The sequence below is a fragment of the Marinobacter sp. LV10R520-4 genome (assembly GCF_002563815.1).
Classification (GTDB): domain Bacteria; phylum Pseudomonadota; class Gammaproteobacteria; order Pseudomonadales; family Oleiphilaceae; genus Marinobacter.
In genome coordinates this window covers 2279836-2305906 of sequence record NZ_PDJM01000001.1, presented here as the reverse complement: position 1 = coordinate 2305906, position 26071 = coordinate 2279836, and the positions used below count along the sequence as shown (strand labels likewise).

At 55.5% G+C, this 26071-nt stretch carries 24 protein-coding genes; 16 read left to right on the top strand and 8 right to left on the bottom strand.

Translation table 11 applies throughout. From position 1 onward, the window contains the following. The first annotated feature begins 11 nt into the window (after window positions 1–11). Entirely contained in the window at window positions 12–866 is an 855-nt protein-coding gene (locus ATG98_RS11105) for a cytochrome c oxidase assembly protein (RefSeq protein ID WP_098423049.1), read from the top strand. A 15-nt stretch (window positions 867–881) separates the two neighbouring features. Beyond that, a complete protein-coding gene (locus ATG98_RS11100; RefSeq protein WP_098423047.1) occupies window positions 882–1499 on the top strand; it encodes an SCO family protein in 618 nt (205 codons plus the stop codon). Between the two features lie 69 nt (window positions 1500–1568). On the opposite strand, the gene ATG98_RS11095 is transcribed toward ATG98_RS11100, so the two are convergent. The 3 genes from ATG98_RS11095 to ATG98_RS11085 all read right to left on the bottom strand — a co-directional run bounded on the left by ATG98_RS11095 (window position 1569) and on the right by ATG98_RS11085 (window position 4708). After that, complete coding sequence (locus tag ATG98_RS11095; RefSeq protein WP_098421155.1) at window positions 1569–2060, bottom strand: universal stress protein; 492 nt, start codon at window positions 2058–2060, stop codon at window positions 1569–1571. Next, a complete protein-coding gene (locus tag ATG98_RS11090) occupies window positions 2050–3651 on the bottom strand; it encodes a BCCT family transporter (protein WP_098423045.1) in 1602 nt (533 codons plus the stop codon). The genes ATG98_RS11095 and ATG98_RS11090 overlap by 11 nt, the downstream gene beginning before the upstream one ends. Window positions 3652–3790: 139 nt before the next feature. Continuing rightward, entirely contained in the window at window positions 3791–4708 is a 918-nt protein-coding gene (locus ATG98_RS11085) for an AEC family transporter (RefSeq protein ID WP_098423043.1), read from the bottom strand. A 228-nt stretch (window positions 4709–4936) separates the two neighbouring features. Here ATG98_RS11085 and ATG98_RS11080 point away from each other — a divergent pair, with 228 nt between their 5' ends. Then, entirely contained in the window at window positions 4937–5650 is a 714-nt protein-coding gene (locus ATG98_RS11080) for a Crp/Fnr family transcriptional regulator (RefSeq protein WP_098423041.1), read from the top strand. Window positions 5651–5690: 40 nt separating this feature from the next. On the opposite strand, the gene ATG98_RS11075 is transcribed toward ATG98_RS11080, so the two are convergent. Beyond that, the gene (locus ATG98_RS11075) at window positions 5691–6653 is read right to left on the bottom strand and encodes a 2-hydroxyacid dehydrogenase (protein ID WP_098421151.1); all 963 of its coding nucleotides are present in this window, start codon (window positions 6651–6653) and stop codon (window positions 5691–5693) included. Window positions 6654–6816: 163 nt separating this feature from the next. Here ATG98_RS11075 and ATG98_RS11070 point away from each other — a divergent pair, with 163 nt between their 5' ends. The 4 genes from ATG98_RS11070 to cysQ all read left to right on the top strand — a co-directional run bounded on the left by ATG98_RS11070 (window position 6817) and on the right by cysQ (window position 12080). Then, window positions 6817–7971: an NnrS family protein gene (locus ATG98_RS11070; protein WP_098421150.1), complete on the top strand. Its 1155-nt coding sequence runs from the start codon at window positions 6817–6819 to the stop codon at window positions 7969–7971. Window positions 7972–8200: 229 nt separating this feature from the next. Further along, complete coding sequence (locus ATG98_RS11065) at window positions 8201–9793, top strand: antiporter (RefSeq protein ID WP_098421149.1); 1593 nt, start codon at window positions 8201–8203, stop codon at window positions 9791–9793. Window positions 9794–9987: 194 nt separating this feature from the next. Then, window positions 9988–11298, top strand: a complete 1311-nt coding sequence (locus tag ATG98_RS11060; RefSeq protein WP_098421817.1) for a DUF3422 domain-containing protein — start codon at window positions 9988–9990, stop codon at window positions 11296–11298. Continuing rightward, window positions 11295–12080 (top strand): 3'(2'),5'-bisphosphate nucleotidase CysQ, encoded by a 786-nt coding sequence (gene cysQ, locus ATG98_RS11055; RefSeq protein ID WP_098423039.1) that lies wholly within the window; start codon window positions 11295–11297, stop codon window positions 12078–12080. Before ATG98_RS11060 ends, cysQ begins: the two co-directional genes overlap by 4 nt. Window positions 12081–12174: 94 nt before the next feature. On the opposite strand, the gene ATG98_RS11050 is transcribed toward cysQ, so the two are convergent. After that, on the bottom strand, window positions 12175–13674 hold the full coding sequence (locus ATG98_RS11050) for an MFS transporter (RefSeq protein WP_098421147.1): 1500 nt from the start codon (window positions 13672–13674) through the stop codon (window positions 12175–12177). A gap of 43 nt (window positions 13675–13717) precedes the next feature. After that, window positions 13718–14179 (bottom strand): universal stress protein, encoded by a 462-nt coding sequence (locus tag ATG98_RS11045; RefSeq protein WP_098421146.1) that lies wholly within the window; start codon window positions 14177–14179, stop codon window positions 13718–13720. Window positions 14180–14459: 280 nt separating this feature from the next. On the opposite strand from ATG98_RS11045, the gene ATG98_RS11040 reads away from it, so the two are divergent. Beyond that, entirely contained in the window at window positions 14460–15458 is a 999-nt protein-coding gene (locus ATG98_RS11040) for an MFS transporter (RefSeq protein WP_098421145.1), read from the top strand. Window positions 15459–15473: 15 nt separating this feature from the next. On the opposite strand, the gene ATG98_RS11035 is transcribed toward ATG98_RS11040, so the two are convergent. After that, entirely contained in the window at window positions 15474–15842 is a 369-nt protein-coding gene (locus ATG98_RS11035; RefSeq protein ID WP_179888288.1) for a SirB2 family protein, read from the bottom strand. A 196-nt stretch (window positions 15843–16038) separates the two neighbouring features. Here ATG98_RS11035 and ATG98_RS11030 point away from each other — a divergent pair, with 196 nt between their 5' ends. From ATG98_RS11030 to ATG98_RS11020, 3 genes are all read left to right on the top strand, one after another. After that, window positions 16039–17217: an NnrS family protein gene (locus tag ATG98_RS11030; RefSeq protein WP_098423036.1), complete on the top strand. Its 1179-nt coding sequence runs from the start codon at window positions 16039–16041 to the stop codon at window positions 17215–17217. 102 nt (window positions 17218–17319) lie between these two features. Then, complete coding sequence (fabA, locus tag ATG98_RS11025) at window positions 17320–17844, top strand: bifunctional 3-hydroxydecanoyl-ACP dehydratase/trans-2-decenoyl-ACP isomerase (protein WP_098423034.1); 525 nt, start codon at window positions 17320–17322, stop codon at window positions 17842–17844. Between the two features lie 11 nt (window positions 17845–17855). Continuing rightward, a complete protein-coding gene (locus ATG98_RS11020; protein WP_098423032.1) occupies window positions 17856–19067 on the top strand; it encodes a beta-ketoacyl synthase N-terminal-like domain-containing protein in 1212 nt (403 codons plus the stop codon). Between the two features lie 7 nt (window positions 19068–19074). Here the strand turns inward: ATG98_RS11020 and ATG98_RS11015 are convergent, their stop codons facing one another. After that, the gene (locus ATG98_RS11015; RefSeq protein ID WP_098423030.1) at window positions 19075–19428 is read right to left on the bottom strand and encodes a helix-turn-helix transcriptional regulator; all 354 of its coding nucleotides are present in this window, start codon (window positions 19426–19428) and stop codon (window positions 19075–19077) included. Window positions 19429–19643: 215 nt separating this feature from the next. Here ATG98_RS11015 and yegQ point away from each other — a divergent pair, with 215 nt between their 5' ends. From yegQ to ATG98_RS10990, 5 genes are all read left to right on the top strand, one after another. Further along, on the top strand, window positions 19644–20984 hold the full coding sequence (gene yegQ / locus ATG98_RS11010) for a tRNA 5-hydroxyuridine modification protein YegQ (RefSeq protein ID WP_098423028.1): 1341 nt from the start codon (window positions 19644–19646) through the stop codon (window positions 20982–20984). A gap of 223 nt (window positions 20985–21207) precedes the next feature. Further along, window positions 21208–22656, top strand: a complete 1449-nt coding sequence (gene sufB / locus ATG98_RS11005) for a Fe-S cluster assembly protein SufB (RefSeq protein ID WP_098423026.1) — start codon at window positions 21208–21210, stop codon at window positions 22654–22656. Window positions 22657–22719: 63 nt separating this feature from the next. After that, a complete protein-coding gene (gene sufC / locus ATG98_RS11000; protein ID WP_098423024.1) occupies window positions 22720–23484 on the top strand; it encodes a Fe-S cluster assembly ATPase SufC in 765 nt (254 codons plus the stop codon). Between the two features lie 15 nt (window positions 23485–23499). Beyond that, window positions 23500–24801 carry a Fe-S cluster assembly protein SufD gene (sufD, locus tag ATG98_RS10995; protein WP_098423022.1) on the top strand — a complete coding sequence of 434 codons (1302 nt, stop codon included), beginning with the start codon at window positions 23500–23502 and terminating at the stop codon, window positions 24799–24801. Window positions 24802–24807: 6 nt separating this feature from the next. Then, a complete protein-coding gene (locus tag ATG98_RS10990; RefSeq protein WP_098423020.1) occupies window positions 24808–26058 on the top strand; it encodes an aminotransferase class V-fold PLP-dependent enzyme in 1251 nt (416 codons plus the stop codon). The last annotated feature ends 13 nt before the right edge of the window (window positions 26059–26071 follow it).

The window sequence follows — 26071 nt, the reverse complement described above, 5'->3', positions numbered from 1 at the left end:
GAGTAGCACCTATGAACGGCGTTAATGCCCTGCTGCCCTACGATTTTTCACCTTTGACCATTGCCAGCTATATGCTGGTATTGATGTTTTATGGCGTGGCGCTGATACGCATGCCCGATGGCGAACGCCCCGGCCCCGGGCGCATTATTACGTTCGTGCTGGGCGTGGTGATGTGCTACGCAGTGATGCAAACCGCTTTCGATTACTATTCCCAGTACATGTTTTTTGTTCACCGGGGCCAGCACCTGATACTGCATCATCTGGGCCCGTTTTTGATCGCGTTGTCTAACCCGTTACCGGTGATGCGTTTCTGGGGCCGTAAAATTCCCCAAGCTGCACTGCCGTGGCTGGAACCCGTGCGGATCAGTTACCGGGTTTTGCAAAATCCGGTAGTAGCGCCGGTGTTGTTCGTGGGCCTGGTTTATTTCTGGCTGTCGCCCGGAATCCACTTCGACGCAATGCTTAGCCGCCAGCTTTACTGGGTAATGAACTGGAGCATGTTGCTCGACGGCCTGCTGTTCTGGTGGCTGATATTCGACCCCCGCTCCCCTTACCTGACCAACGCTCTGGGCTACGGCAAACGAATGCTTTTGCTTGCGGTAGTTGCGGTTCCGCAAATGCTGCTAGGCGCCTGGATCGTGTTTTCCCGGGGCATGGTGTACGACGTTTACGAGGTGTGCGGGCGCGCCTGGCCGCTGGCACCAGAGACTGACCAGCTGCTTGGCGGCTTGCTGACCTGGATTCCGCCGGCAATGATGAGCGTGCTGGGCATTTTGATCATTCTGCGCCGGGCCATGTACGAAGATGGCCGTTACCCAAAACAGACTGCAACGCTGGCCCAGCCATCAGGGCACATGAACACCTGACAGGAGCACACTGTTATGCCGACCTTCGTTTCAGGCACAAGAATCGCCGTGCTATTGGCGCTATTGCTGGCGGCCTTTGCGCTGGCGGGCTGCAATCAGAGCGTCAGCGAATGGCACGGCAAAGACATCAGCAATTTGATGCCGCCTTTAGAGTTCGAGCTCATAAACACCGAGGGCGAAGCGGTCAACGCCAGCGATTCCGAGGGCCAGGTGCGGTTGGTGTTTTTTGGTTTCACCCATTGCCCGGACATTTGCCCCACCACGCTGGCACGGCTGTCCCAAGCCGTAGGCAAGCTGCCAGAAAACGAACGTGAACGGATAACCATTATGTTTGTCAGCGTAGACCCGAATCGTGACACACCCGAACAGATTGCCGCCTACACCCGCTTCTACGGTGACCGGATTGCCGGCGTGACCGGCAGCGAGTCCCAACTACGGCAGCTGGTGAAGCGCTATCGCACCACCTTCGGTTACGACGAGCCGGATGAGAACAACAACTATAATGTGTCTCACAGCGCCGGTGTGTATGTGTTCGATACTCGTGGTAAGGCGCGACTGTTGCTAAGGCCCGACCTGACCGTGGCGCAGATTCGTGATGACATCAGCGCGCTGGCCCAGGAGCACCGGTCCTGAAGTGGCTCTTAAAACCAACCCTGAAACCGGGCCTAAAACTAGGCCTGAAACCGGGCCTAAAACAGAGACTCAGCGGTTTTCTTCAGCCTCCTCATTGTTAGACGGGTTACTGCTGGCCCCAGCGCTTTCCGCCACAGCTACAAACGGCATGACCAGCACTGCGCAGGGCGCATTCACGGTAATGTATTCCACCGTTGCCCGGCGCAGGGGCCAAAGCCCACCCGGACCGCGGGACACCAGCAGCAACATATCGACTTCCGCCTGTGCCGCCAATGCCACCAGCTTTTCCGACGGTGTGCCGCACATCACATGTAAGTGTGCTGCCTGGTTCATCGGCAGATATTTACGCGCCAGCAGGTTCAGCTTGTCCCGCACCACCTTCTCGCGGTCTTCCGGTGTATCGTCACTCACGTGGGGAAAGAAGCCTGACCCGCCCGGGCTGAACACGCTGGCCAGGTGCAGCTCGCCGCCCTCAGACAGCAAGCGAACGCCTTCAGCCAGAGTGCGTTTGGCTTCGTCGTCGTCTTCGGTGTCAATTGCCAACAATATTTTATGAAACATCGTGATGCTCCTGTTTAACGTCTTTGGTAGATGACACTGTGTCGTAGGCACGGCCTTGAACTAATTCATCAACCGAATAACCGCGGCTGTCTGCTCGCAACGCTTTGAACAGAGACACCGCCATAAAAATCAGCAAAATACAGAACGGCAATCCCAACGCCGTAATTACATTCTGCAAGGCATCCAGCCCCCCTGCCAGTAACAGACTTGCCGCCACCACGCCCTGGGCGGCAGCCCAGAATATGCGCTGGCGTATCAGCGATGGCTGATCGTCACGGCGGGTCAGCATATCAATCACCAGCGACGCGGAATCCGACGAGGTGGTGAAGAAAATCACGATAATGATGATGCTCAGCGATGATGAAAACTGCGCAAGGGGCAGCGCCTGCAAAAAGGCAAAAATAGCCACGGCAGGGTTTTGTTCAACCTGCGCAGCCAACGCGACCTGGCCGTTCATCTCTACGTGGATGGCCGACAAACCAAACACTCCAAACCACACCAGGGTGAACACCGTGGGCGCAAACAACACGCCCGCAATAAATTCGCGGATGGTGCGGCCGCGGGAAATTCGCGCAATAAAGATGCCCACATAGGGCGCCCAGGAAATTGTCCAGGCCCAGTAAAACAGAGTCCACTTGCGCTGCCAGTCGGTTTCACTGAAGGTTTGGGTCCAGAACGCCAGCCATGGCAAAGCGTCTAAATAGTCTCCTATCCCTTGCACCATGCCTTCGGCTATAAACACGGTTGGGCCGACTAGCACCACAAACGCAACCAGAATCCCCGCCAGTATGATGTTCAGCTGCGACAGACGGCGTACGCCCTTATCCAGCCCCAGTGCCACCGACACCGCGGCAATACTGGCAATCACCGCAATCAGCATCACCTGCACAGAACCGGATACCGGCACGCCCAGCAAATAATTCAAACCGCTGTTCAACTGCAAGGTGCCCAGGCCTAGCGATGTTGCTACCCCGAACAAAGTGCCCAGCACCGCAATTACATCCACCGCCCAGCCCAAAGGCCCGTTTATTCGGTCACCTAAAACCGGATAGAACAGACTGCTGATGCGCATGGGTAAATGATGGCGGTAAGCAAAATAGGCGATGGCGAGACCGGGCATGGCGAAGATCGTCCAGGTGTGAAGCCCGAAGTGGTACAACGATATGGTCATCGCATCGCGGGCGGCACGCTCACTGCCGGGGAGTACATCTGAAAATGGCGGGTTGGCAAAGTGCGACACCGGCTCGGCCACGCCCCAGAACATTAAAATGGTGCCAATACCGGCGGCAAACAGCATGGTAAACCAGGTCAGGTTGGAGTAATCCGGCCGCGAGTCGTCTGCACCCAGCCGAATCGAGCCGAAGCGGCTAAACGCCAGACCCAGCAGAAACACCAGCAAAAAACTGACGGTGGCGATGTAAAACCAACCCAGATTGCGTGCAACCCAGGCCGTCAGGCCGCCAAAAAAACCAGATACCGCCTCATCAAACGGAATAGCCAAAGCCACAAACAACACGGCAATACCTGCCGAGGTAAAGAACACCCCCGGAATGGTCTGTAATCCCATCAGACGCTGTAGCCGGTTAAGCACGATATTTCTCCTTATGTCGTGTGCAAGGCTTTGCTAGTTACCCTACCATAGACTAGCAGGTGAAAAGCTCCGGCACCGTCCAAACGAGGTTGACATCCATGGCAACGGTGACGGCATAACGGAAACGTAGACGCAGCACCTAAAACGCTATCGCCACCATGATCGGAATGGTCACCAACGCCACTACCGTAGACAACAGCACTGTACCGGCGGCCTGTTTTACCGATGTGTCCAGCATGGTGGCAATCACCACCGTATTGGCCGCAATCGGGGTAATGGAAATCAGGAAAATGGCCTTATGCACGGCTTCTGAATAGATGCCCATATGGGTCGCGTCCAGCCACCAGAAGGCACTGGCCAGTAATGGCCAGGATACAAACTTTCCGAAAAACGCCAGCGCCGTGAACCGCAGGTCGCCCGCCAGCCCGCGAAAGCTGGATATGCTCATGCCAATAATCATCATGCCCAGAATACTGTAGGTGCCGCGCAAATTATCAAACAGCGGCTCGAAAACCTGCGGGATATCAGCGCCCGAAAGATTCAGCATTACCGCCAGAGCAAACGCATACAAAGACGGCAACCGTGCCACCCGTTTAAGCGCGTCGGATGCGCTGTAACGGCCGCGAGCCGCCAGATAAAAACCCACCGAGCTTTCGTAAAGCGAGGTGCCCAGCACGCACACAATATAAATTGCCAGCCCTTCTTCGCCGAATAGCAGCAGCGCCACCGGTACGCCAAAATACCCGCCATTCGGGCTGCCAACGCACAGGGGCATAAGCGCAGCGCTACTGTCGCCGATCCAGCGCCGGGCAAATGCCTGGTGGGTAATGCCCAGAAAACAACAAAAACCGAACACCAGAAACGGCAGCAAAATGATTTCAGGGGACAAGGGTGCCGCCATCACGCCGGAAAACATGATAGACGGCGTTACGATATACAACATGATGCCGGCAATGTGACGGCCACTGGCCTGCAAATAGCGCCCGGCCACCCAACCCAGCACCACGGTGACGTAGAGCGGTGTCAATTTGAAGAAAAGCGCCAGCGCCGCTGCCATGAAGACTCCATCCCGATTCGTGAAGCGCGCAAGTCTAGCACCGCACTCACCCCAAAACAGCTTCGAAAAGCAGTGCAGAGCTGAACTATTAGCGGATTTTTGCGTATTTAAGACATGATCATTTATAGCAAAATGGCATCAGCGAGCGTTAATGATCAGAGCCATCTCGAGTACACGTTTTCTGTTAGGCTATTTGAGTCATTGCATTAATGAGGAGGAGGCAACGCCATGAACAGTATTTTTCGGCCTGATGTGTCCTCATCGCCTTGTCTGTTGTCGGAGCAACATCCGGATATGGTTAAGCTGCCGCACACGCCCCCCGAAACGATTTTGCTTAACAGCTTGAGCCGGGTTTTTGGTATCCGCCTGAGTGACGACAAGACGGCGCCAGAAAGCCTGCTTTTGAGCGATTTGGCACGCTTATTCAGCGTACGCAAAATAGATGCTGAAACGGTTATGGAAAAACACGACCGCCCTTGGGCCAATGTGTACCTGATTCAGCACGGCGTAGTGCGAATGTTTCGCGAAACCGCGAGCGGTAAGGTGGCGATTCATCACTTTTTCTCGGAGGGCGATATTATTTGGCCGGTGTTCGGCCGCAGCCGCACCGTGCGAAATACCTTATGCCTGAACAGCAGTATTGCCGTCACCGCATGGGTGGCAGATTTCGCCGCATTCCGCTCGGAAGTACAAAGCCACGGTGAGGGCCAGTGGCCCAAATTTGCGTTGGCGCTGACAGAGGAATTGGCCGAGTTAGCCAGTATGCGCGAGTTTCGAAAACACACCATGCCCGCAAGCGAGCGCTATGCGCTGATGCAGGAAGAGTACCCAGAGCTTACAAAACGGGTGCCAGACAACCAGTTGGCTGCCTGGCTCGGGGTTGTGCCCGCGACATTTTCGCGCCTGAAAAGCGCGGCGTCAGGCCGCCATATACATGGTTAACTGAAATGACAAAGCTGGCTCTGCAATGGTCCGCAGAGCCTCAGGCCACCCGCCGCACAGGCTTGCCGGATCGAAACGCTTCCGCGTTTTCTGCTACCTGAGCCACTATCCGCTGCCGCGCCTCCTGGCTACCCCAGGCAGTGTGCGGTGTCACAATCAGCCGTGGAATATCCTGCGCCAATAACACGTTGCCATCCACCGGGGGCTCTTGAGTCAGCACGTCCGTTGCCGCGCCACCCAGGTGGCCCCGGCGCAGTGCGGCCGCCAATGCCTGCTCGTCAATCAAACCGCCGCGGGCGGTGTTCACAATGAATGCGTGGGACTTCATCTTCGCCAACTCTGCCTCCCCGATCATATGCCGGGTGTTTTCATTCAACGGGCAATGCAGCGTAATAGCATCGGCCTGCTGCAGTAACTCGTCCAGGCTTACCCGTCCTGCTTTTGGCGGACGGCCCGGTAGATTGGCGGCAATCACCCGCATACCCAAAGCTTCGCCCAGGCGCGCGACCGCGCTACCAATCTCACCGCTGCCCAGAACACCCAGGGTTTTTCCATCCAGCTCCACAATCGGAAAATCCAGAAAGCAGAAATGGGTAGACGTTTGCCAACGCCCCTCTCGAACCGCGCTCTGATAGTCCGGCAGGCGTGTCGCCATTGCCAGCAGCAACATCAGGGTGTGCTGAGCAACGGTGGCGGTGCCATAGCCCTGACAATTACACACCGTAACGCCGGCTTCTTCTGCGGCTTGCAAATCCACATTATTCAAACCCGTAGCCGACACCAGAATCAGTTTCAGATCCGGGCAAGCCTTCAGCACATCGGCACTGAGAACCACCTTATTCACGATCGCGACTTGGGCGCCTTGCAGGCGGGGAAGGATCTCGGCGGAAGAGGTGTGCTCGTAACAGTCAAGTTTTGAGAACACATTGCGCAACGGGTCCAGGTCAAGATCGTTCTGGTTCAGAGACGTGGCATCAAGAAAAACGGCGTTAAATGCAGACATGGTTGAACACCTGATAAGTTAGAACGTAAATAATCAGCCGCGGGAATTAGCGCTATAACGTTGCGCCTTTTCTACTGACTGGTAGCCTGACGGATACATCGACTACAGCGGCTCAATTTTAGTAACCTTAGCACCTGTTCCAAAATACTTTGTGGATGCTTTAATGCCAACCCGTCGCCCCCAGGCTTTCTGGCTGTTTTTTCCCGCCGCAGCGCTTCTGGCCGCCGCCGCAGTGCCACTGTTGGTATGGGCGGTGCTGGGCGGTGGTGGCTGGCCTGCGGGACTGCTGAATACCGGCCATGGCCACGAAATGATTTTTGGCTTTGCTCTGGCATTGATTGCCGGCTACACCTTGGGGCCGCAATCGCCGGAGCGCCTGTATCTGTTATTTGCCTTGTGGCTGGCAGCAAGAATCAGCTGGTGGTTTATGCCCGGCACTCTGTTAGCCAATGCTCTCAGCCCGGCGTTTGCCCTGGCTTTGGCTGCGGTGGTGCTGCCGCGGTTTCGTGCCGCCAAAAAATGGCGCAACAAAATGGTCGGGCCACTTATCGGCACTCTGGCAATCATGGCGGTTGCGTTCGGCCTGAGCCGCACCGCTATCTGGCAAAGTGAAATAGCGGAGGTCGACCCATTTCGCATCATGCACGCAGCCATTATTGGCCTTTTATTGCTGATGACGTTTATGGGCGGGCGCATATTGGCGCCTTCGGTGGCCAACACACTGGATAAAAAAGGCGTTGCCTTGAGTGCTCGCCTGCAACCGCGGGTGGAAGGTACGTTAATTATTCTGTTGGCCGCAGCCCTGCCCTTTTCCCTGATACCTCCGCTGCGGCACGCGGCCGGAGCCCTGCTGGTTGCAGCGGCCCTGATCACCACTGTTAGGCTTGCGCGCTGGAAGCTCTGGCGCTGCCTGGAACGGCCCGATCTGATGGTGTTCGCAGCGGGTTACAGCTGGTTGGTGGTCGGCGGCCTGCTCTCCGGTATTGCGCTAGTGAGCGGGCGCCAGATGAGCGCCAGCCTGCACCTGATTACCATTGGCGCGCTGGGCACACTGGCCGGCAGCGTAATGCTGAAGCTGGCCTGGCAGCGCGCCTGTCGCCAACTGCCGCCAGCGAACCGCACAGTGCCACTGGCTGTTGCTATCGCCGCAGCCACCTTACTGCGTTTTGTGGCCGGTACCGAACCCTTCAGTCATCCACAGATACTCTGGTGGTCGGCGGCTTTGTGGGCCGGAGTATGGCTGCTGATGACTGTTGAACTTCTGCGACTGGGCAAAATGGCCCGGCAACGAGTGGCTACCTCTACTGCGTCAGCCTGACCCAGTAACTACCTAACGCTAGGTATTACTCTTTCAAGCCTATGATTTATATTAACAAAAATGATCACCAACAGGCTTGAAAAGTCTTTTGGAAACACCTCTCGGAATACCGCTCCTAATCCTTGATTTTTCTCAAGTCTGACTACCCACCGCTCTCTGCACAATAGTGCCAAGTAGTCTGCTAGCGCGTTTGCGCGTCGGCAGGCCGGGTATCATAAGGAGCACGATTATGGGCAAACTCAACGGCGACATTGAACACTGGGATGTCGAAAACGAAACCTTCTGGCAGCAGACTGGCAAGAGCGTTGCGTCCCGCAACCTGTGGATCTCTATCCCCAGCTTGCTGATGGGTTTTGCGGTGTGGCTGATGTGGGGCATGATTACCACCCAGATGAAAAACCTGGGATTCCCCTTTACCATCGACCAGCTCTTTACTCTGTCGGCCATCGCCGGCCTGGCCGGCGCGACACTGCGCATTCCGGCATCGTTCATGATCAAGATTGCCGGTGGCCGTAACACCGTTTTCCTGACCACCGCACTGCTGATGATTCCGGCGGCTGGCACAGGGTTTGCGCTGATGGACCCGGGTACGCCTTTCATCGTGTTTCAGGCACTGGCGCTGCTGTCCGGTATTGGTGGTGGGAACTTTGCCTGTTCCATGAGTAACATCAGCACCTTTTACCCCAAAAGCAAACAGGGTTACGGGCTGGGCATGAACGCCGGGCTGGGCAACTTTGGCGTGACCACCATGCAGGTGGTGATCCCGCTGGTGATGACTGTGGGCATTTTTGGCGCTCTGGCGGGTGATCCGCTAGCACTGCAAAACCCAAGCGGCACAATTATCGGCCGTATTGAAGCGGGCACAGATACCTGGATTCAGAACGCTGGTTTTATCTGGCTGGTGTTTTTGATTCCGCTAGCCTTCCTGGGCTGGTTCGGCATGAACAACTTGAAGGTGGTTACTCCGAACCCGGGTACGCCGGCGTCTGCCTTTGGCAAGATTCTGGGCCTGTATGGCGTGGGTCTCGCTACCTCGATTGTTGGCGTATGGGCTCTGAGTGTGCTGAACATGTGGCTGGCGCTGCCGCTGACCATCGTGCTGACCGTTGTTCTGTTGCGACTGATTCCCGGCGATATCAAGCCCAGCATCAAAAATCAGTTTGCGATCTTCAGTAACAAACACACCTGGTCTATGACCGTTCTGTACATCCTGACTTTCGGTACCTTTATCGGCTTTTCCGCTGCACTGCCCCTGTCCATCAGCGTTATTTTCGGCAATATGATGGATGTGGCCGCAGACGGCACCATTACCCGCATTGTAAATCCGAATGCGCCAAGTGCGCTGACCTGGGCCTGGATTGGCCCGCTGGTAGGCGCTTTGATTCGCCCGGTGGGCGGCTGGATTTCCGATAAAGTGGGTGGATCCATTGTTACCCAGATCATCTCGGTGATTATGGTGGTCGCCTCTGTAGCCACCGGTTACGTGATGATGCTGGCCTACAACTCCACCGACCCCAACAGCCTGTTCGCGATCTTCATGATTCTGTTCGTGGTGATCTTCGCCGCCAGCGGCATCGGCAACGGCTCTACCTTCCGCAGCATCGGCTACATTTTCGACCAACAGCAGAAAGGCCCGGTACTGGGCTGGACCAGCGCGATTGCCGCCTACGGCGCCTTTATTGCACCCAAGCTTTTGGGCCAGCAGATTCAGGCGGGCACCCCAGAGTACGCCATGTACGGCTTCGCGGTGTTCTATACCCTGTGCCTGGTGGTGAACTGGTGGTTCTACTTGCGTAAGGATGCTTATATCAAGAATCCTTAATCTTAAAGCGCAAATAAAAAACCCCGCCAGGCATCGCTTGACGGGGTTTTTTATTCAGAGCGAAATGCAATTCGCTCAGCAGGGCCATTGCACCCGAATCACTCCAGCCGTACTTTTTTCAGTCGCTAGTTTCACTAGCCTCTTCCGGGTTATCCTCCAGACTATTCTATTTAAAGAACAGGATGAGCCCCAGCGTGAGCGAGTTACTGGCCAACCTCGATATCCACCCGTTACGGGGTGATTTCTATGACGAGCTGCATTCTCGCCCGTTCCAGATACTTCCCTCGCCTGCGCGAGTCAGCCACATTGCGGTGCTGACCACTCCAGAGCAACGCCAGCAGCAGTTCCAACATTTGCAAGCCCTTCATACATTGCTTGGCCATGTTCCACCCCAGCAAGAAGTAGGCTGTTTTGAGCAAACCTTTGGTGACCTGCGGGTTAGGCGGGAAATGCATATGGAATTTGCCTCATACACGTTTGTGAATCTGGCCCCCAACCGGTCTGTAGCTTTTTCCGAAAACGCCATTAACCTGTTGCCAGAGGGCTGGCTCGCGGAATTAAGCGGCACCGTCATAGCTGCATTTCATCTGGATGTCCAGAAAGGCAGTGCTGATAGGGCCCGCGAAAACCCCGACTACGTGCGTACACATTTCGAGGGTTTGCGCCTTATAGGCAGCAGTCCGCAGGAGGGAGCCGCTAAGGTTTGGAGTACGTTCCAGCTGCACAGTGACGGCTTCGGGCGATTTATGGTAATAAATCACAAAATGTCGAACAGCCAGCTAGGGCGACTGACCCAGCGCCTGATGGAAATAGAAATTTATCGCCTGATGTCATTGATGGCTCTGCCCGTCGCTCGCGAGATCACACCCTCGTTAAATGATATGGATCAGCAGCTCGCACTGGTCACCCAAACGTTGGCAGACAATCAAGATGTAGACGAGCAGGCGCTGCTAACCCAGTTGACCCACATTGCCGCGCGCATTGAAGCCTTTCGCGCCCGCGCTACCTTTCGCTTTTCAGCCACAAGGGCCTATCACCAGCTGGTAATGACACGTCTGGAAGAACTCCAAGAAGATGAACTGTCTGGGCACCTTACCCTGACCGAGTTTTTGACACGGCGCCTGACGCCGGCGGTAAAAACTTGCGAAGCCGTTGGCGAACGCCTCGAAGACCTGTCGAGGCGGGTAGACCGTGCCTCAGACATGATGCGAACGCGGGTAGAGCTGGCGATTCAAAGCCAGAATCAGCAGTTGCTGAATTCTATGGATCGGCGTTCCAAAATTCAGCTAATGATGCAACACACCGTTGAAGGTTTTTCAGTGGTTGCGATTACCTACTATTTGATAGGGCTGCTTAAACTGGTGCTCGATTCCGTTTATGAAGCCGGTATTGTTTTTAACAAGTCTCTTGCTCTGGGCATCGCCATACCGGTAACTCTGGCTTTGGTATATCTCAGCGTGCGTCTTGTTCACCACCACTTTATTCGAATGGCGAAAAATCAATGAAAATAGACGCTTACGCATCCCTGCTTGAAAAGCTTCTACCCATCGTTCATAACGCCGGCAACGCCATAATGAGCATTTACGCCGGCGATATTGACGTCCGCACGAAAGACGACGCATCGCCAGTAACGGAAGCCGACGAGCTGGCTGAAGCTCTTATTTTGCCGGCCTTGCAGGCGCTGGACAGACGAATTCCTATTGTGGCGGAAGAACAGGCTGCCGCCGGCAATACGCCAGAAACCGGCGACCGCTTCTGGCTGGTTGATCCGCTGGACGGTACCAAAGAGTTCATCAACCGCAACGGCGAGTTCACCGTTAACATTGCCTTGATTGAAAACGGCGTGCCGATACTGGGCGTGGTTCTGGCGCCGGCGCTGAAGCGCCTGTTCGCCGGTGGCCTGGGGCTGGGTGCTTTTGTAGAGGAAAACGGCGAGCGCAGAACCATTCAGTGCCGCCCGGCGCCAGCGGCCGGGTTAACCGTTGTGGCCAGCCGCTCCCACGGCGACGAGGCTGCTCTGGCGCACTTTTTAGCCGGTTCCAAGGTGGCCAGCCAGACCAGTGCGGGCTCTTCACTAAAGCTGTGCCTGCTAGCCGCTGGTGAAGCGGATGTGTATCCCCGACTGGGACCCACCATGGAATGGGACATTGCCGCCGGTGACGCTGTGCTGCGTGCAGCCGGTGGCCGACTGATTACCCTGGACAACACGCCCATGGTGTACGGCAAGCCAAATTTTGCCAACCCGCACTTTTCAGCCTGGGGCCTGGAGGCTGGGGACAGATCTTAGACGGAAACCGGGGACAGATTTCAAATCTGTCCCCTATCACCAAAAACCCCGCTGAAATCGCTCCCAGCGGGGTTTTTATTTGCGCCAGACTGTCTCAGCTAAGAGAAGCCTTGCGAATACGATTCTCTTCCTCGATCTGCAAGTCTACCGACGACACCGCGTACTCATCGGCGAAGCCCGATTCCGGCTCTTTCAGCCACATAAAGCACAGTACCCAGCTTATAAACGCTCCAGCGGCGATAATGTAGAAAAACTGGGAGGGGGTCACAAACGTGAAGATCGTCAAATAAACCACCGCACCCACGTTACCGTAAGCGCCGGCCATGCCGGAAATCTGCCCGGTCAGGCGGCGCTTTATGGACGGGATAATACCAAAGGTAGCGCCTTCTGCACCCTGCACAAAGAACGAGGTAAACACGGTGACCACTACAGCAATGATCAGCGGCCAGCTAGAATTCAGCATGCCCATCATCGCAAAGCCCACCGCAATACCAAACATATAACTCAGCATTACAAACCGGCGGTTACCCATGCGGTCTGACACCAGGCCACCCATAGGCCGGGCAACTAGGTTCACAAAGGCGAAAGAGGCAGCCACCATTCCGGCGGCGGCAGCGCCCAGGCCCCAGGTTTCCTCAAAGAACATCGGCAGCATGGACACCACCGCCAGTTCCGCACCAAAGTTGGCAAAGTAGGTGCTGTTCAATGCGGCAACGCTGTTAAACGGGTACTTGTCGTCTTCCGGTACGCCCTTTTTCAGGATAGGAACGTTAACCCGTAGAATCTGCACAATCTGGTAGCAAACGATCAGGCAGATTACCGCGTAGGCAATAATCGCGCCGGTTACGCTCAAATAACCCATGTTCTGAATTCGCCACACCAGAATGGCCAGTACACCAATCAGCGGAATGGTCCACAGAATCAGCTTGACCATGTCGCCCCAGGTACTGACTTCCATCGCACTCGATTTACGGGGCTTGCGATGTACGGTTCCCACCGGGCCATCGGTAACCGCAAACCAGTAGTACACGCCATACAGCGCCATCACGATGGCGCTCTGGGCAATGGCCCAGCGCCAGCCATCATCACCGCCGTACATTTGCAGGGCAACGGTCGGCAGCGTCAGCGCAGCAGCGGCCGAACCAAAGTTGCCCCAACCGGCGTAGAAGCCCTCGGCAAAACCAATGTCACGGGGTTTGAACCACATGGCGGTCATGTGAATACCCACTACAAAGCTGGCGCCAATGGAACTGAGTATCAAACGGCTTACCAGCAGTTGGGTCATCGTGTTACCGAAAGCGAACGTCAGCGCCGGTATTGACATCAGCACCATCAAAATCGAAAACACCCGGCGCGGGCCGAAGCGGTCCAGTGCCATGCCCACAATAATCCGTGCCGGTATGGTCAGCGCTACGTTACAGATGGCAAACAGGCGCAAATCGTCGGCGGTCAGCCAGTTCACGCTTTTTAGCATGCTCGACGCCAAAGGCGCCATGTTGAACCACACGTAAAATGTGATAAAGAACGCGATCCAGGTCAGGTGCAGCGCTTTGATCTCTGGATTTTTAAAACCGAATATAGCAGCGACTTTCATTTAAGCCTCCGGGGGCTCGTAGTTCTTGCAGTACTAGCGGCCATCAGCAGCTAGGCAGAATAAGCAGTGGGCATTGCACCCGGCGCGCCAGAAACGAACTGACCTTGCCGAATGTCATGTAGTCCAACTCATCCACGAAATAAGTCAGTGAGCGGGCAATAAAACCGCCGTCGGGCTCTTCACTGTGGCGGGCAATCACCAGCATGTTTGGCTGCACTTTACTCTCGGCTGCGTAGAGCAACATCTTGCGGGCATCTCCCTCAAGCAACAGGGAGTCGGCACTTATGCCTTCCTTGACGCACATTTCCAGAGCTTCTTGCAGGGCCTTTTTCAAACTGGCCAGCTCTTCCTGAAACAAGTCCTCGTTGCTTGCGCTTATGTCCCGCGGGTTCTCGGCCACGGCAACCAGGCTAAGGGTAGGCTTGAGCTCGTGAAACATGGTGATGGTTTGTGCCAACGCCAGTTTGGCGTTGCGCGAGCCATCGTAGGCGATCATTATTTTCATAAGGCGTTTTCCGGCGAATTCATCGGCACCGTTACAGGCGTTGCGGTGATCTATGAGTGTATTAGCCCACACTTAACAGTCGCTTATAATTGACGTATATCAACGTTAATGGCGCCTACCCCACCAGAGAAATCAAGACTCTATCACCCTGCACCTATTGCCACGCAAAAGCCTACCCCACGGCTCCCCAGCAGGAGGTACCCCTGATGCCTCGGCCCCAAAATTCATGATTTTGGTAACATCTGCACATGGTAAAAATTTGTTTAAATGAGGCCGCGGCGTGCAAAAAAACCGCTTTCAATCCCATCATCAAGCGCTGAAAATGCCGCTTGAGCCGGAGCTCGCACCAAAAACATTGGCATACCTTTTGGGTGCCTTTGCGCTACTGCTTTGTGGGATCAGCGGATTAATACTGGAAAACCGATTGCACCTGCAGGCAAACACCCTGAGCCTGACATTGGGGCTGGCTGTTTTGGCAGGCTCTGCGTTACGCCTGGCGTTCGCAATAAATCTTGACCGGCGGGTAATGCTCTCGCATGTCATAGGCGCAACAGAAGTTACGCACGATGCCGGAACACCTTGCGCTCAGCAAAGCCGTCTGATGTGGCGTTTTGCAGTGTCTTACAGCGGCGTGGCTGCCAGTTTTATTGTTCTTTCGTTGTGGCTGCCGCATTATTTGGCGGAGCTGTATCAGCTTGATGTTGCTCACGCAGCGCTTACCGGCTTGCTTTGGATAATACCCGCCGCGCTATTTCATGCCCCCGCCATAAAGCTGGCGCGGCGATTCGGCGCGCGGCGAATGATGTACCACAGTCTGACCGGCATATTGATTGTGACGTTCATACTCAGCTACCCGCCCACCCATTATCAGGTGCATGGCATCGACCGCGAGATTCTCTTTACCCTAAGCCTCAGCCTGCCACTTTTTTCCATGCTGATGATTGCATTGGGCTTATGTCTTGCTCTTGGCCAAGCGACATTATCTAGCCAAATACCACGGTACTATTCTCAGTACTACTCCCAGCACCATCCCCACAAAGTAAACACGGCAGCCGCCATACTCACGATGGCCGGAGCCATTCTTGCCGGCCCGATGCTACTGGCATTCGCCGCCATCAGTGATATAACCGGCGTCTGGCAAACCAGCTTCATGCTGTTGTTTGCTCTGGCGCTGCTCACACTGCTGCGCATGCACCTGGCCATTCGCAGTGCCGAGTGCAAAGAGTCGGCCAACGCGGCAGAATCCGCCGACCTTCCGGAATTATTCAGCGGCCGTTAAAAACCCCGAACAGCGTTAGGAGAAGAGTATCGGCTTGGCAGTCGCCAAGTGGAATATCGCGGCTATCTGCACCAGCGCAAGCACCGCTGCGACGATGCGTGCGCGCTTATCAACACTGACTTTTAAAGCGAACATCCCGGCTATGATGTAACCCACCAGCAAGATTATCTTGGCTGTTAACCAGCCGTGCACTAACGGCATCCACGGCGTTACAAACACTAGGCTGATAGCGCTGACCAGCAGCACCGTGTCGTTAGCGTGGGGAATCCAGCGCAAAGGCGTTTGCCGCCAACCAGGGCGGCCCACGGTGTCCATCAGCAGACGCAGTGCGAAAAGCGTCACTGTGAGATACGCGGTGAGCATGTGAATGCTTTTTAAAGTCATGTACACGGGCGGGGTTCCTTGATTTCAATGAAGTTGATTATAAACCGCGCAAAATAGTCTCTCTCGGCCCAAATCCAAGGGCCAAGGCGCGACGATAAAAACGTTATTGTACGCACACTACTCCCATCCGGGTATGTCATTTGAACGGGCCTTCCTTTAACATATACATAAAATACCACTATTAACGGAGATCCTCATGGCGATTCCGACACCATCCGCCGACGGCGCCAGTATCGGTCAGTTGTTCGGTTACCCTTTTCGCATTTTCTTTCTGTCTATGGCCCTGCTGGTTGTTGTTGTGTTGCCGGTATGGGTACTCCAGGCAACAGGCACCCTACAACTGCCACTAGCCCTGCCCGGGGTGCTATGGCACCAGCACGAAATGCTGTTCGGGTTTCTGACCGCCGCTATTGCCGGCTTTTTGCTAACGGCCGTGTGCACCTGGACCCAAACCGATCGAATTCATGGGCTGCGCCTGGTTCTATTATGGGGCGTATGGCTTGCTGGCCGGCTGTTGCTGGCATTTGGCGGTGATCTTCCGGTTTGGCTGGTTCAGGGTGTGAACCTGGCCTTTCTGCCGTTAGTAATGCTCGATGCGGGCTGGCGTGTCTGGCACGCGCGGCAGAAACGCCAACTGATGATATTGGTGGTACTGGGTCTTTTATGGCTGATGCAAATCGGCTTCGTTACCCGTCTTGATCCAGTTTACAGCTACGGTGCGCTGCTGATGGGCCTGGCCCTGATCAGCATTGTTGGCGGGCGTATCACACCGGCCTTCACCAGCGGTTATCTAGGCCGCCAGGGACTGAGCCCTACGCTGGTGAAAAATTCAGCCAAACTGGATATGGCCAGCGTATTTGCGATGATTGTGCTGCTGGCAACACTGGTGAGCGGCTGGCGCACCCTTGCTGGAGTGATGGCCATCGTTGCCGCTGGTATTATGCTGGTGCGGCTTTACAATTGGAAAGGTTGGCTGACCCATAAAGAACCGCTGTTATGGGTGTTACACCTGTCGATTCTGTGGGTGCCGGTGGCGCTGGTTCTGTTGGCGGGCCATCTGTTATTGGAATGGCCTTCAAACGCCTGGGCCCACGCTGCGGGTGCTGGCGCCATTGGCTGCCTGATATTTGGGGTTATAGCACGGGTAACCCTGGGCCACACCGGCCGGCCGCTGGTGCTGCCACGGGGCATGGTAACCGCCTTTGTATTAATCCAGCTGGCCGCGGTGGCACGGGTGCTGACGGCCTTCAATATTCTGGGCTGGCACGCCGGTATTGGCGTCAGCACTCTGCTATGGCTGATCGCCTTTGGTGTCTTTCTGTGGCGCTACACCCACATATTGGCTAGCCCACGGCCAGACGGTAAAATCGGGTAAACATTGCGCAAATTTTGTAATTATCCACTAATGGTCAATAGCATCAGGCGAATTTCGAGCTAAAGTTATAGGAAATCATCTTGCGAAAGAGACACCGGCACTATGGATTCCAACCCCTACCCCAACACGTTTAGCAAACAAGACCTGATCGACTGCGGTCACGGTGAATTGTTCAAGGGCGCTGGTATGCGCCTGCCCATTGATGAAATGCTGATGTTCGACCGCATCACCCACATTGGGAGCGAAGGCGGGCTGTACGCCAAAGGCGGCCTGACCGCAGAGCTGGATATCAATCCGGACCTGTGGTTCTTCAAAGTGCACTTCGACAGCGATCCCGTTATGCCGGGGTGCCTGGGCCTTGACGCCATGTGGCAGCTGCTCGGTTTCTACCTGGCCTGGACCGGTGGCCGGGGCAAAGGCCGCGCGCTAGGTTCCGGTGAAGTGAAATTCTTTGGCCAGGTTCTTCCTAATGCCAAAAAAGTCACTTACCATCTTGATTTCAAGCGCCTTATCAAGCGCAAGCTGACTATGGCTATCGCCGATGGCCGCATGGAAGTGGACGGTAAGGAAATTTATACGGCCAAAGACCTGCGGGTAGGCCTGTTCACCTCCACCGACAATTTTTAGGAGTGACTGACATGCGTCGCGTTGTAATCACCGGGATGGGCATTGTGTCCAGCCTTGGAACCGATATAAAGGCTGTAACCAAATCACTGCGGGAAGTGAAGTCCGGTATCGGCTTCAGCGAAGAAGCCCGTGATAACGGCCTACGCAGCCAGATTTGCGGTCAGATCAACCTGAATCTTCCAGAATTGATTGACCGCAAGCTGTGGCGCTTCATGTGTCCGGCTTCCGGCTACGCCCACCTGTCTACGGTAGAAGCCCTGGCCCAGTCCGGCCTGACCGACGAGCAAATCCGCGCCAACACCACCGGGGCCATTTTCGGCACCGGCGGCGCATCTACCGTGGAGCTGATGGACGCCATCGACACCCATCGAGCAAAAGGCATTCGCCGGGTTGGCCCTTACCGGGTACCACGCACCATGGGCAGCTCTATCAATGCCAGCATTGCAACGGCGTTCGGCATTACCGGTGTTAACTACGGCATTACGTCGGCCTGCGCCACCAGTACCCACGCAATTGGCCACGCGGCGGACCTGATTGCCATGGGCCGCCAGGACGTGATGCTGGCCGGCGGTGGCGACGACATCCACTGGAGCCTGAGCATGTTGTTCGACGCCATGGGCGCGCTGTCCACCAAGTACAATGACACCCCGGAAAAAGCGTCGCGCACCTACGATGCTAACCGTGACGGTTTCGTGATTTCTGGCGGCGGCGGCACCTTGGTACTGGAAGCTCTGGAGCACGCACAAGCCCGCGGCGCCAACATTCTGGCGGAAATCGTCGGCTTTGGCGCAACCTCTGATGGCGCCGATATGGTCGCCCCCAGCGGCGAGGGTGCAGTACGCTGCATGCAGCAGGCGATGAAAAACATCGACGGCGACATCAGCTACATCAACACCCACGGCACCAGCACACCGGCCGGCGACATCACCGAGCTGAAAGCTATCAAGCAGGCCTTTGGTGACCGCATTCCGCCGCTGAGTTCTACCAAAGCACTGAGCGGCCACGCTCTGGGCGCGGCAGGCGTGCACGAAGCCATTTACAGCCTGATCATGCAGCGTGAAAGCTTTATTTGCCCATCTGCCAACATCGAAAATCTGGATGAAGGCGCAGAAGGTTACCCGGTCGTGCGCGAAGTGCGCGAAAACCAGAACCTGGAATATGTGATGAGCAACAGTTTCGGCTTTGGCGGCACCAACGGCAGCCTGGTGTTTAAAAAGTTCTAAGCTCGATTCAGGAAAACCTGACCGAGCGGTATTCAGCCGGCGACGAGCCCATCCAGCGCTTGAACGCCCGGCTGAATGCACTCAGTTCTGAAAACCCAAGCTGTTCGGCAATTTCTACCAGCGGCTTGGTTTTATCCTGCATGTAAGCCAGCGCCTGCTTGCGGCGAACGTCCTCCAATATACGTGCGAAGGTCAGCCCTTCCGCTTTCAATTTTTTATGCAAGGTATAGCGGCTCATGTGCAGCTGCGACGCAACCACCTCTACACCTACCTTTCCTCTGGCCAGCTGGCCGTCAATCAAAACACGCACGCGGATACTCAAAGATGCCCGCGCAGCCTGCTGCTGCCCGTTTACAGCCATGAAACCCCTCCCGACTCAGAATTTATTGTCATCTTTTAAAAATTCGGTGGTGAAAGATAAACCATCAAAGCATTCAGCGTACAGATGTTAGCTGAAATTAATCCATAATACCCTTGAGCGAGGTCAACTGAAATTCTGATTGGCTCGGGCACAATAGTGCGCTCGCTACGCTTGACAAGCGCCCTATCCTCCACATATTCATCCCGGAGCCCGTTATGAATACCCCTGAACTGCTTGCGCCCGCCGGCACCCCCGAGCACCTTGAAACCGCCTTTGCCTATGGCGCCGATGCGGTTTATGCCGGCCAGCCACGCTATTCACTGCGGGTTCGCAACAACAGTTTCAAGAACGCAGCCGACCTGGGCGCTGGTATCGAGCGCGCTCACAGTCTGGGCAAGCAGTTCTATCTGGTCTCTAACATTGCACCCCACAATGACAAGGTTCGTTCCTATCTGAAAGATCTGGCGCCGGTAATAGAGCAAAAACCCGATGCGCTTATCATGTCCGACCCAGGTTTAATCATGCTGGTAAAAAAGCAGTGGCCAGACCAGCCTATACACCTGTCTGTCCAGGCCAACGCGGTAAACTGGGCAACAGTAGAATTCTGGCACAGCCAGGGCATCAGCCGGGTGATTCTGTCACGGGAACTGGCACTGAACGAAATTCGCGAGATTCGCGAGCGGGTGCCGCAGATGGAACTGGAGGTGTTTGTACACGGCGCTCTGTGCATGGCTTACTCCGGCCGCTGCCTGCTGTCGGGCTATATGAACCACCGCGATGCCAATCAGGGAGCCTGCACCAACGCCTGTCGCTGGAACTACAAACCGGTGGCACACAGTCACGATCAAACGGGCGACCTGATCGCCTGCTCTTCTGACAACCCTGTGCAGGAGGCTTTACCCAGGGAGATAGAGCCCAGAGAAATTCTGCTGGAAGAACCCAACCGTCCCGGCAGCTTAATTCCCGCTTATGAGGACGAACACGGCACCTACATCATGAATTCCCGCGATCTGCGCGCGGTTCAGCACGTGGCCGCCCTGTGCGAAATGGGCGTGCACTCACTGAAAATTGAAGGCCGCACCAAAAGCACCTACTACGTAGCACGCACTACCCAGGCCTACCGCCGGGCCATTGACGAAGCTGTGCAAGGCAAGCCTTTTGACATGAGCCTGATGGACGAGCTCGAAGCCCTGTCGAACCGCGGTTACACCGAAGGGTTCCTGCGCCGCCACCTGCCCCAAGAATATCAGAGCTACGAGCAGGGCTCGTCCTATCTCGGCAGCCAGCAGGTGGTGGGCGCCATCGCCGACGCCAACGACCAGTGGCTTACCATCACTGTAAAAAATAAATTCTCCATCGGTGACCCGCTGGAACTGGTCACCCCCAGCGGCAACCTGCGATTCACCCTGCCTGCTATGGAAAATCTCAATGGAGGCGCCATGGATTGCGCCCCTGGCAGCGGCTACATTGTACGTATTCCCGTGCCTCAAAACGCTCCCGCGCAGCTTGTTCACAGCTACCTGACACGCATCCTACCGAATGGCACACAAAGCTAAACTGCACGTATAATAGCGCGCACTGACCGTAACCCAGACGCGCAAACCGCTTTAAAGATGGTTTGCGGCTTTAATGGGTTTTCCTCGATTTAATACCTGACTAAATTACTCTGGTATTGTACAATTAGCGTCAGCAAGCAACAGATCAGCCCTGCAACCTTCGCGGTTGCTGGCAAACTAAAGGGCATCACAGCCCACGATAAAAGAACACGGAGCGACGATCATGGCGACCACAGACAAAGAGGTAAGAGAACTCATCAAACGGGACTACGAACACGGGTTCGTAACCGAGATTGAGTCAGACACCTTTGAGCCGGGCCTCAATGAAGACGTAATTCGCCGTCTTTCTGAACTCAAGCAAGAGCCAGACTTCATGCTGGAGTGGCGCCTGAAAGCCTATCGTCGCTGGCTCGAAATGGAAGAGCCAGACTGGGCTCACGTTGATTACCCAAAGGTAAAATACAACGAAATTTCCTATTATTCCGCGCCCAAACGCCCGGAAGATATGCTTCAGAGCCTCGACGAAGTCGATCCTGAGCTGCTGCGCACCTATGAAAAACTGGGTATTCCGCTGCACGAAAGGGCCAAACTAGCCGGCGTTGCAGTAGATGCGGTCTTCGACTCCGTCTCTGTAGTCACCACTTTTAAAGAACCACTGGAAAAAGCCGGCGTTATCTTCTGCCCGATTTCAGAAGCGGTTCAGAAATACCCGGAACTGGTGAAAAAGTATCTGGGCAGCGTGGTTCCCGCCGCTGACAACTATTTTGCTGCGCTAAATTCGGCGGTATTCTCCGACGGCTCCTTTGTGTACATTCCCAAAGGTGTGCGCTGCCCGATGGAATTGTCGACCTACTTCCGCATTAATGCTGCCAACACCGGCCAGTTCGAGCGCACCTTGATCATTGCCGACGAAGGCAGTTATGTTAGCTATCTGGAAGGCTGCACCGCGCCCATGCGCGATGAAAACCAGCTGCACGCTGCAGTCGTCGAACTGGTGCTACTAAAAGACGCCCAGATCAAATACTCCACGGTACAGAACTGGTACCCGGGCGACGAAAACGGCAAAGGCGGCATCTTCAACTTCGTCACAAAACGCGCCGCCTGCATCGGTGACAACTCCAAAGTATCCTGGACCCAAGTCGAAACCGGTTCAGCGGTCACCTGGAAATATCCTAGCTGCGTACTGCGTGGTGACAACAGCGTCGGTGAATTTTACTCGGTCGCGCTGACCCACAACTACCAGCAGGCCGACACCGGCACAAAAATGATTCACCTGGGTAAAAATACCCGAAGCACGGTGATTTCCAAGGGCATTTCTGCCGGTCGAAGCTCAAACACCTACCGCGGCTTGATCAAGTTCAACCCGGGAGCCGAAGGTGCACGAAACTTCACCCAGTGCGACTCCCTGCTGATTGGTGACCGCTGCGGCGCCCACACTTTCCCGTATATAGAAAGCAAGAATAAGTCGGCTATCGTGGAACACGAGGCGACCACGTCAAAAGTCAGCGACGAACAGATGTTCCTCTGCCGCCAGCGCGGTATCAACGCGGAACAGGCCGTATCCATGATCGTTAACGGCTTCTGTAAAGAAGTCTTCAAAGAGCTGCCCATGGAGTTTGCGGTAGAAGCCGGCAAACTGCTGGAAGTCAGCCTGGAAGGCTCGGTCGGTTAAGCTTTATAAAAGCCCAAAATTTGATTAAAACGAATTCAAAAGCTTAAAAGAGAGAAATCACACATGCTGAGCATCAAAAACCTGCACGCCTCCGTTGATGGCAAACAGATTCTCAAAGGCATCAACCTGGAAATAAAAGCCGGCGAAGTTCACGCCATCATGGGCCCCAACGGCTCCGGCAAAAGTACCCTGTCGCAGGTGCTGGCAGGCAATGAAGCATTTGAAGTCACCGAAGGTGAAGTTACCCTCAACGGCGACAACCTGCTTGACCTGCCCACCGAAATGCGTGCCCGCGAAGGCGTTTTTCTGGCGTTCCAATACCCGGTTGAAATTCCCGGCGTCAGCAACCTCCAGTTCCTGCGCACCGCCGTTAACGCCATGCGCAAGCACCAAGGCAAAGACGACATGAACGCCGCTGAATTCATGAAGCTGGCCAAAGAGGTCTCCAAACAGGTCGACCTGGACCCCGCCTTTCTCAAGCGCGGCGTGAACGAAGGCTTCTCTGGCGGCGAAAAGAAGCGTAACGAAATTATGCAGGCGCTGCTGCTGCAGCCAAAACTCGCCATTCTTGACGAAACTGACTCTGGCCTAGATATAGACGCCCTGAAAGTGGTTTCCGACGGCGTGAACGCCTTACGTGCACCGGATCGCGCCATTCTGATGATTACCCATTATCAGCGCCTTCTGGACCACATAGTTCCAGATTACGTACACGTGTTGGTCGATGGCAAAATCATCAAATCAGGCGATCGCGAACTGGCCCTGGAACTGGAAGCGAAAGGCTACGGCTGGCTCGGCGTTAAAGACAACACAACTGCCAGCCACTGATCGGGAGGTCGCGACATGAAATCTGCATCTACGCTTTCCAGCGCCTTTCTGCAGTCGGCGGGTGAAGCTCTGCCCGAGCCACTGCTGGCGCTGCGCGCTAACAGAGCCAGCGCTCTGACGGATTTGCTGCTGCCCACGCGCAAAACTGAAAACTGGAAGTACTCGGCCAAGCATCTGAAACTGACCGATGAAATGGCCAGTTCTTTGCCACTGAGCGCCAGTGCCGGCGCCGAGGCCGACATTCAGGGTTACACTGTGGTACTGGTGAACGGCGTTGTGCGCCCCGAAGCCAGCAACTACCCAGCGCTGGAAGGCCTAAGCATACAGCGCTTCAGTGATTTGGACGGCGACGACGCCGAGCTTGCCGCTGACCTGCTGGGCAAATCCATCAGCGATCAGCCAGCAAAACACGGTTCGATAAACCTGTCGCTGCTGAATGCTGCGCGCTTTGAAGACGGCCTGCTGATCCAACTGCAGCCCGGCACCGTGCTGGACCAACCGCTGTTTGTAATTCATCACACCAGCGCCAGCCACAGCGGGTCTGCCTTTCCTTGTATTCTGGTAGCCGCAGGCAGCAACAGCCAGCTCACCCTGGTGGAAGACTATGTTTCCAGCGGCGAGAGCCCGGTGATGGTCAACACCGCCACCGAGTTCAGCCTGGGCGATGGAGCCAATATCACCAGTGTGCGCCTGAATACCGAAGGTCAGAATGTGCAGCACATGGGCACCACCGGCGTGCGCCAGCAGCGCAACTCGCGTTTTGCAAGCCACAGCGTTGGCTTTGGTGGCACCTTGCGCCGCCACGACCTGCACGTTCGCCTTGAAGGCGAAGGTGCCGAGTGTAAACTCAATGGCGTGGTGGTTACCCAAGGTACCCAGCATTACGACAATCACACCACCATTGAACACATTGCGGCCCACTGCAACAGCGAGGAAAGCTATCGCAACATTGCAGCAGATAAATCCCACGCTATTTTTAACGGCCGTATACACATCCATCAGGATGCGCAAAAATCCAACGCCAACATGAGCAACAAAAATCTGCTGCTCACCAACGGTGCGGAAATCGACACCAAGCCAGAACTGGAAATTTACGCCGACGACGTAAAGTGCGCCCACGGCGCGACCATCGGCCAGCTTGATAACGAATCCATATTTTATCTGGTGTCCCGTGGCCTTAGCCCCCGCGATGCAAAAGTTCTGCTGACCATGGCGTTTATCAATGAACTGGTGGCCCAGATTCCGGTGGAGCAGGTGCGTGACACCGCCAACACCGGACTGAACCAGTTCTTCGACCAGGCATTCCAAGAGGTATAACCGGTTATGAGCACTTTGTCCGTGGCCAAAACCACCCAACCGCTGTTTGACGTACACGCGGTACGCCGGGATTTTCCCATACTGTCGCAACAGGTAAACGGCAAACCGCTGGTGTATCTGGACAACGGCGCTTCATCACAACGCCCGGAAGCGGTGTTGCAGGCCATGGACAGCTATTATCGGGAAATGCACTCCAACGTTCACCGGGGCGTCCACACCCTGGCTGACCGTGCCACTACCGCCTTTGAAGGCGCGCGCAAGAAGGTCCAGCAGTTTTTAAATGCGCCCAGCGCACGGGAAATTATCTGGACCCGCGGCACCACCGAAGCCATCAACCTGGTGGCCAACGGCTTGGCTCCGCTGCTTAAACCGGGCGACGAAATTTTGCTGAGCCAGATGGAGCACCACGCCAACATCGTGCCCTGGCAGATGCTGGCAGAGCGCACCGGTGCCAAGGTACTGCCGATTGATGTAACGCCGGAAGGCGAGCTGGACATGGACTCGTTTCACTCACTGTTGAGTGAGCGCACCCGCATTCTGGCCATCACCCACGTGTCCAATGCGTTAGGCACGGTGAACCCGGTGGCTGACATGGTAGCCAAAGCCAAAGCACAGGGCGTAATCACCCTGGTCGATGGCGCCCAGGCCGTGGGCCACTTCCAGCCCGATGTGCAGGCGCTGGATTGCGACTTTTACGTGTTCTCGGCCCATAAGCTGTTTGGCCCCACCGGTATTGGCGTGCTTTATGGCAAAGCCGAGTTGCTGGAAGCTATGCCACCCTGGCAGGGCGGCGGCGAAATGATTGAACGGGTGAGCTTTGCCGGCACTACTTACAACACCCTGCCTTACAAATTTGAAGCCGGCACCCCGGCCATTGCCGAAGCCGTGGGCCTGGGCGCCGCTATTGATTATTTGGCTACCCTGGATCGCAACGCAATGGAAGCGGCCGAAAACGCTCTGCTCCAGCGCGCCAACGAGCTGGTGGCTAGCGTGCCGGGTATGACCGTGATTGGCACCGCGCGCAACAAAGTGCCGCTGATATCCTTTAAAATTGACGGTCTGCACCCCAGTGATATCGGTACTCTGCTAGATCAGCAGGGCATTGCCATTCGTACCGGCCATCATTGTGCCATGCCGCTGATGGAGTATTACGGGCTTCCTGGTACAGCGCGGGCCTCGTTTGCGTTCTACAATACTCTGGAAGAAGTAGAGCAATTGTTTGCCGCCCTACAAAAAATACAGCGTTTGTTTACCTGATGGAGGTGAAATT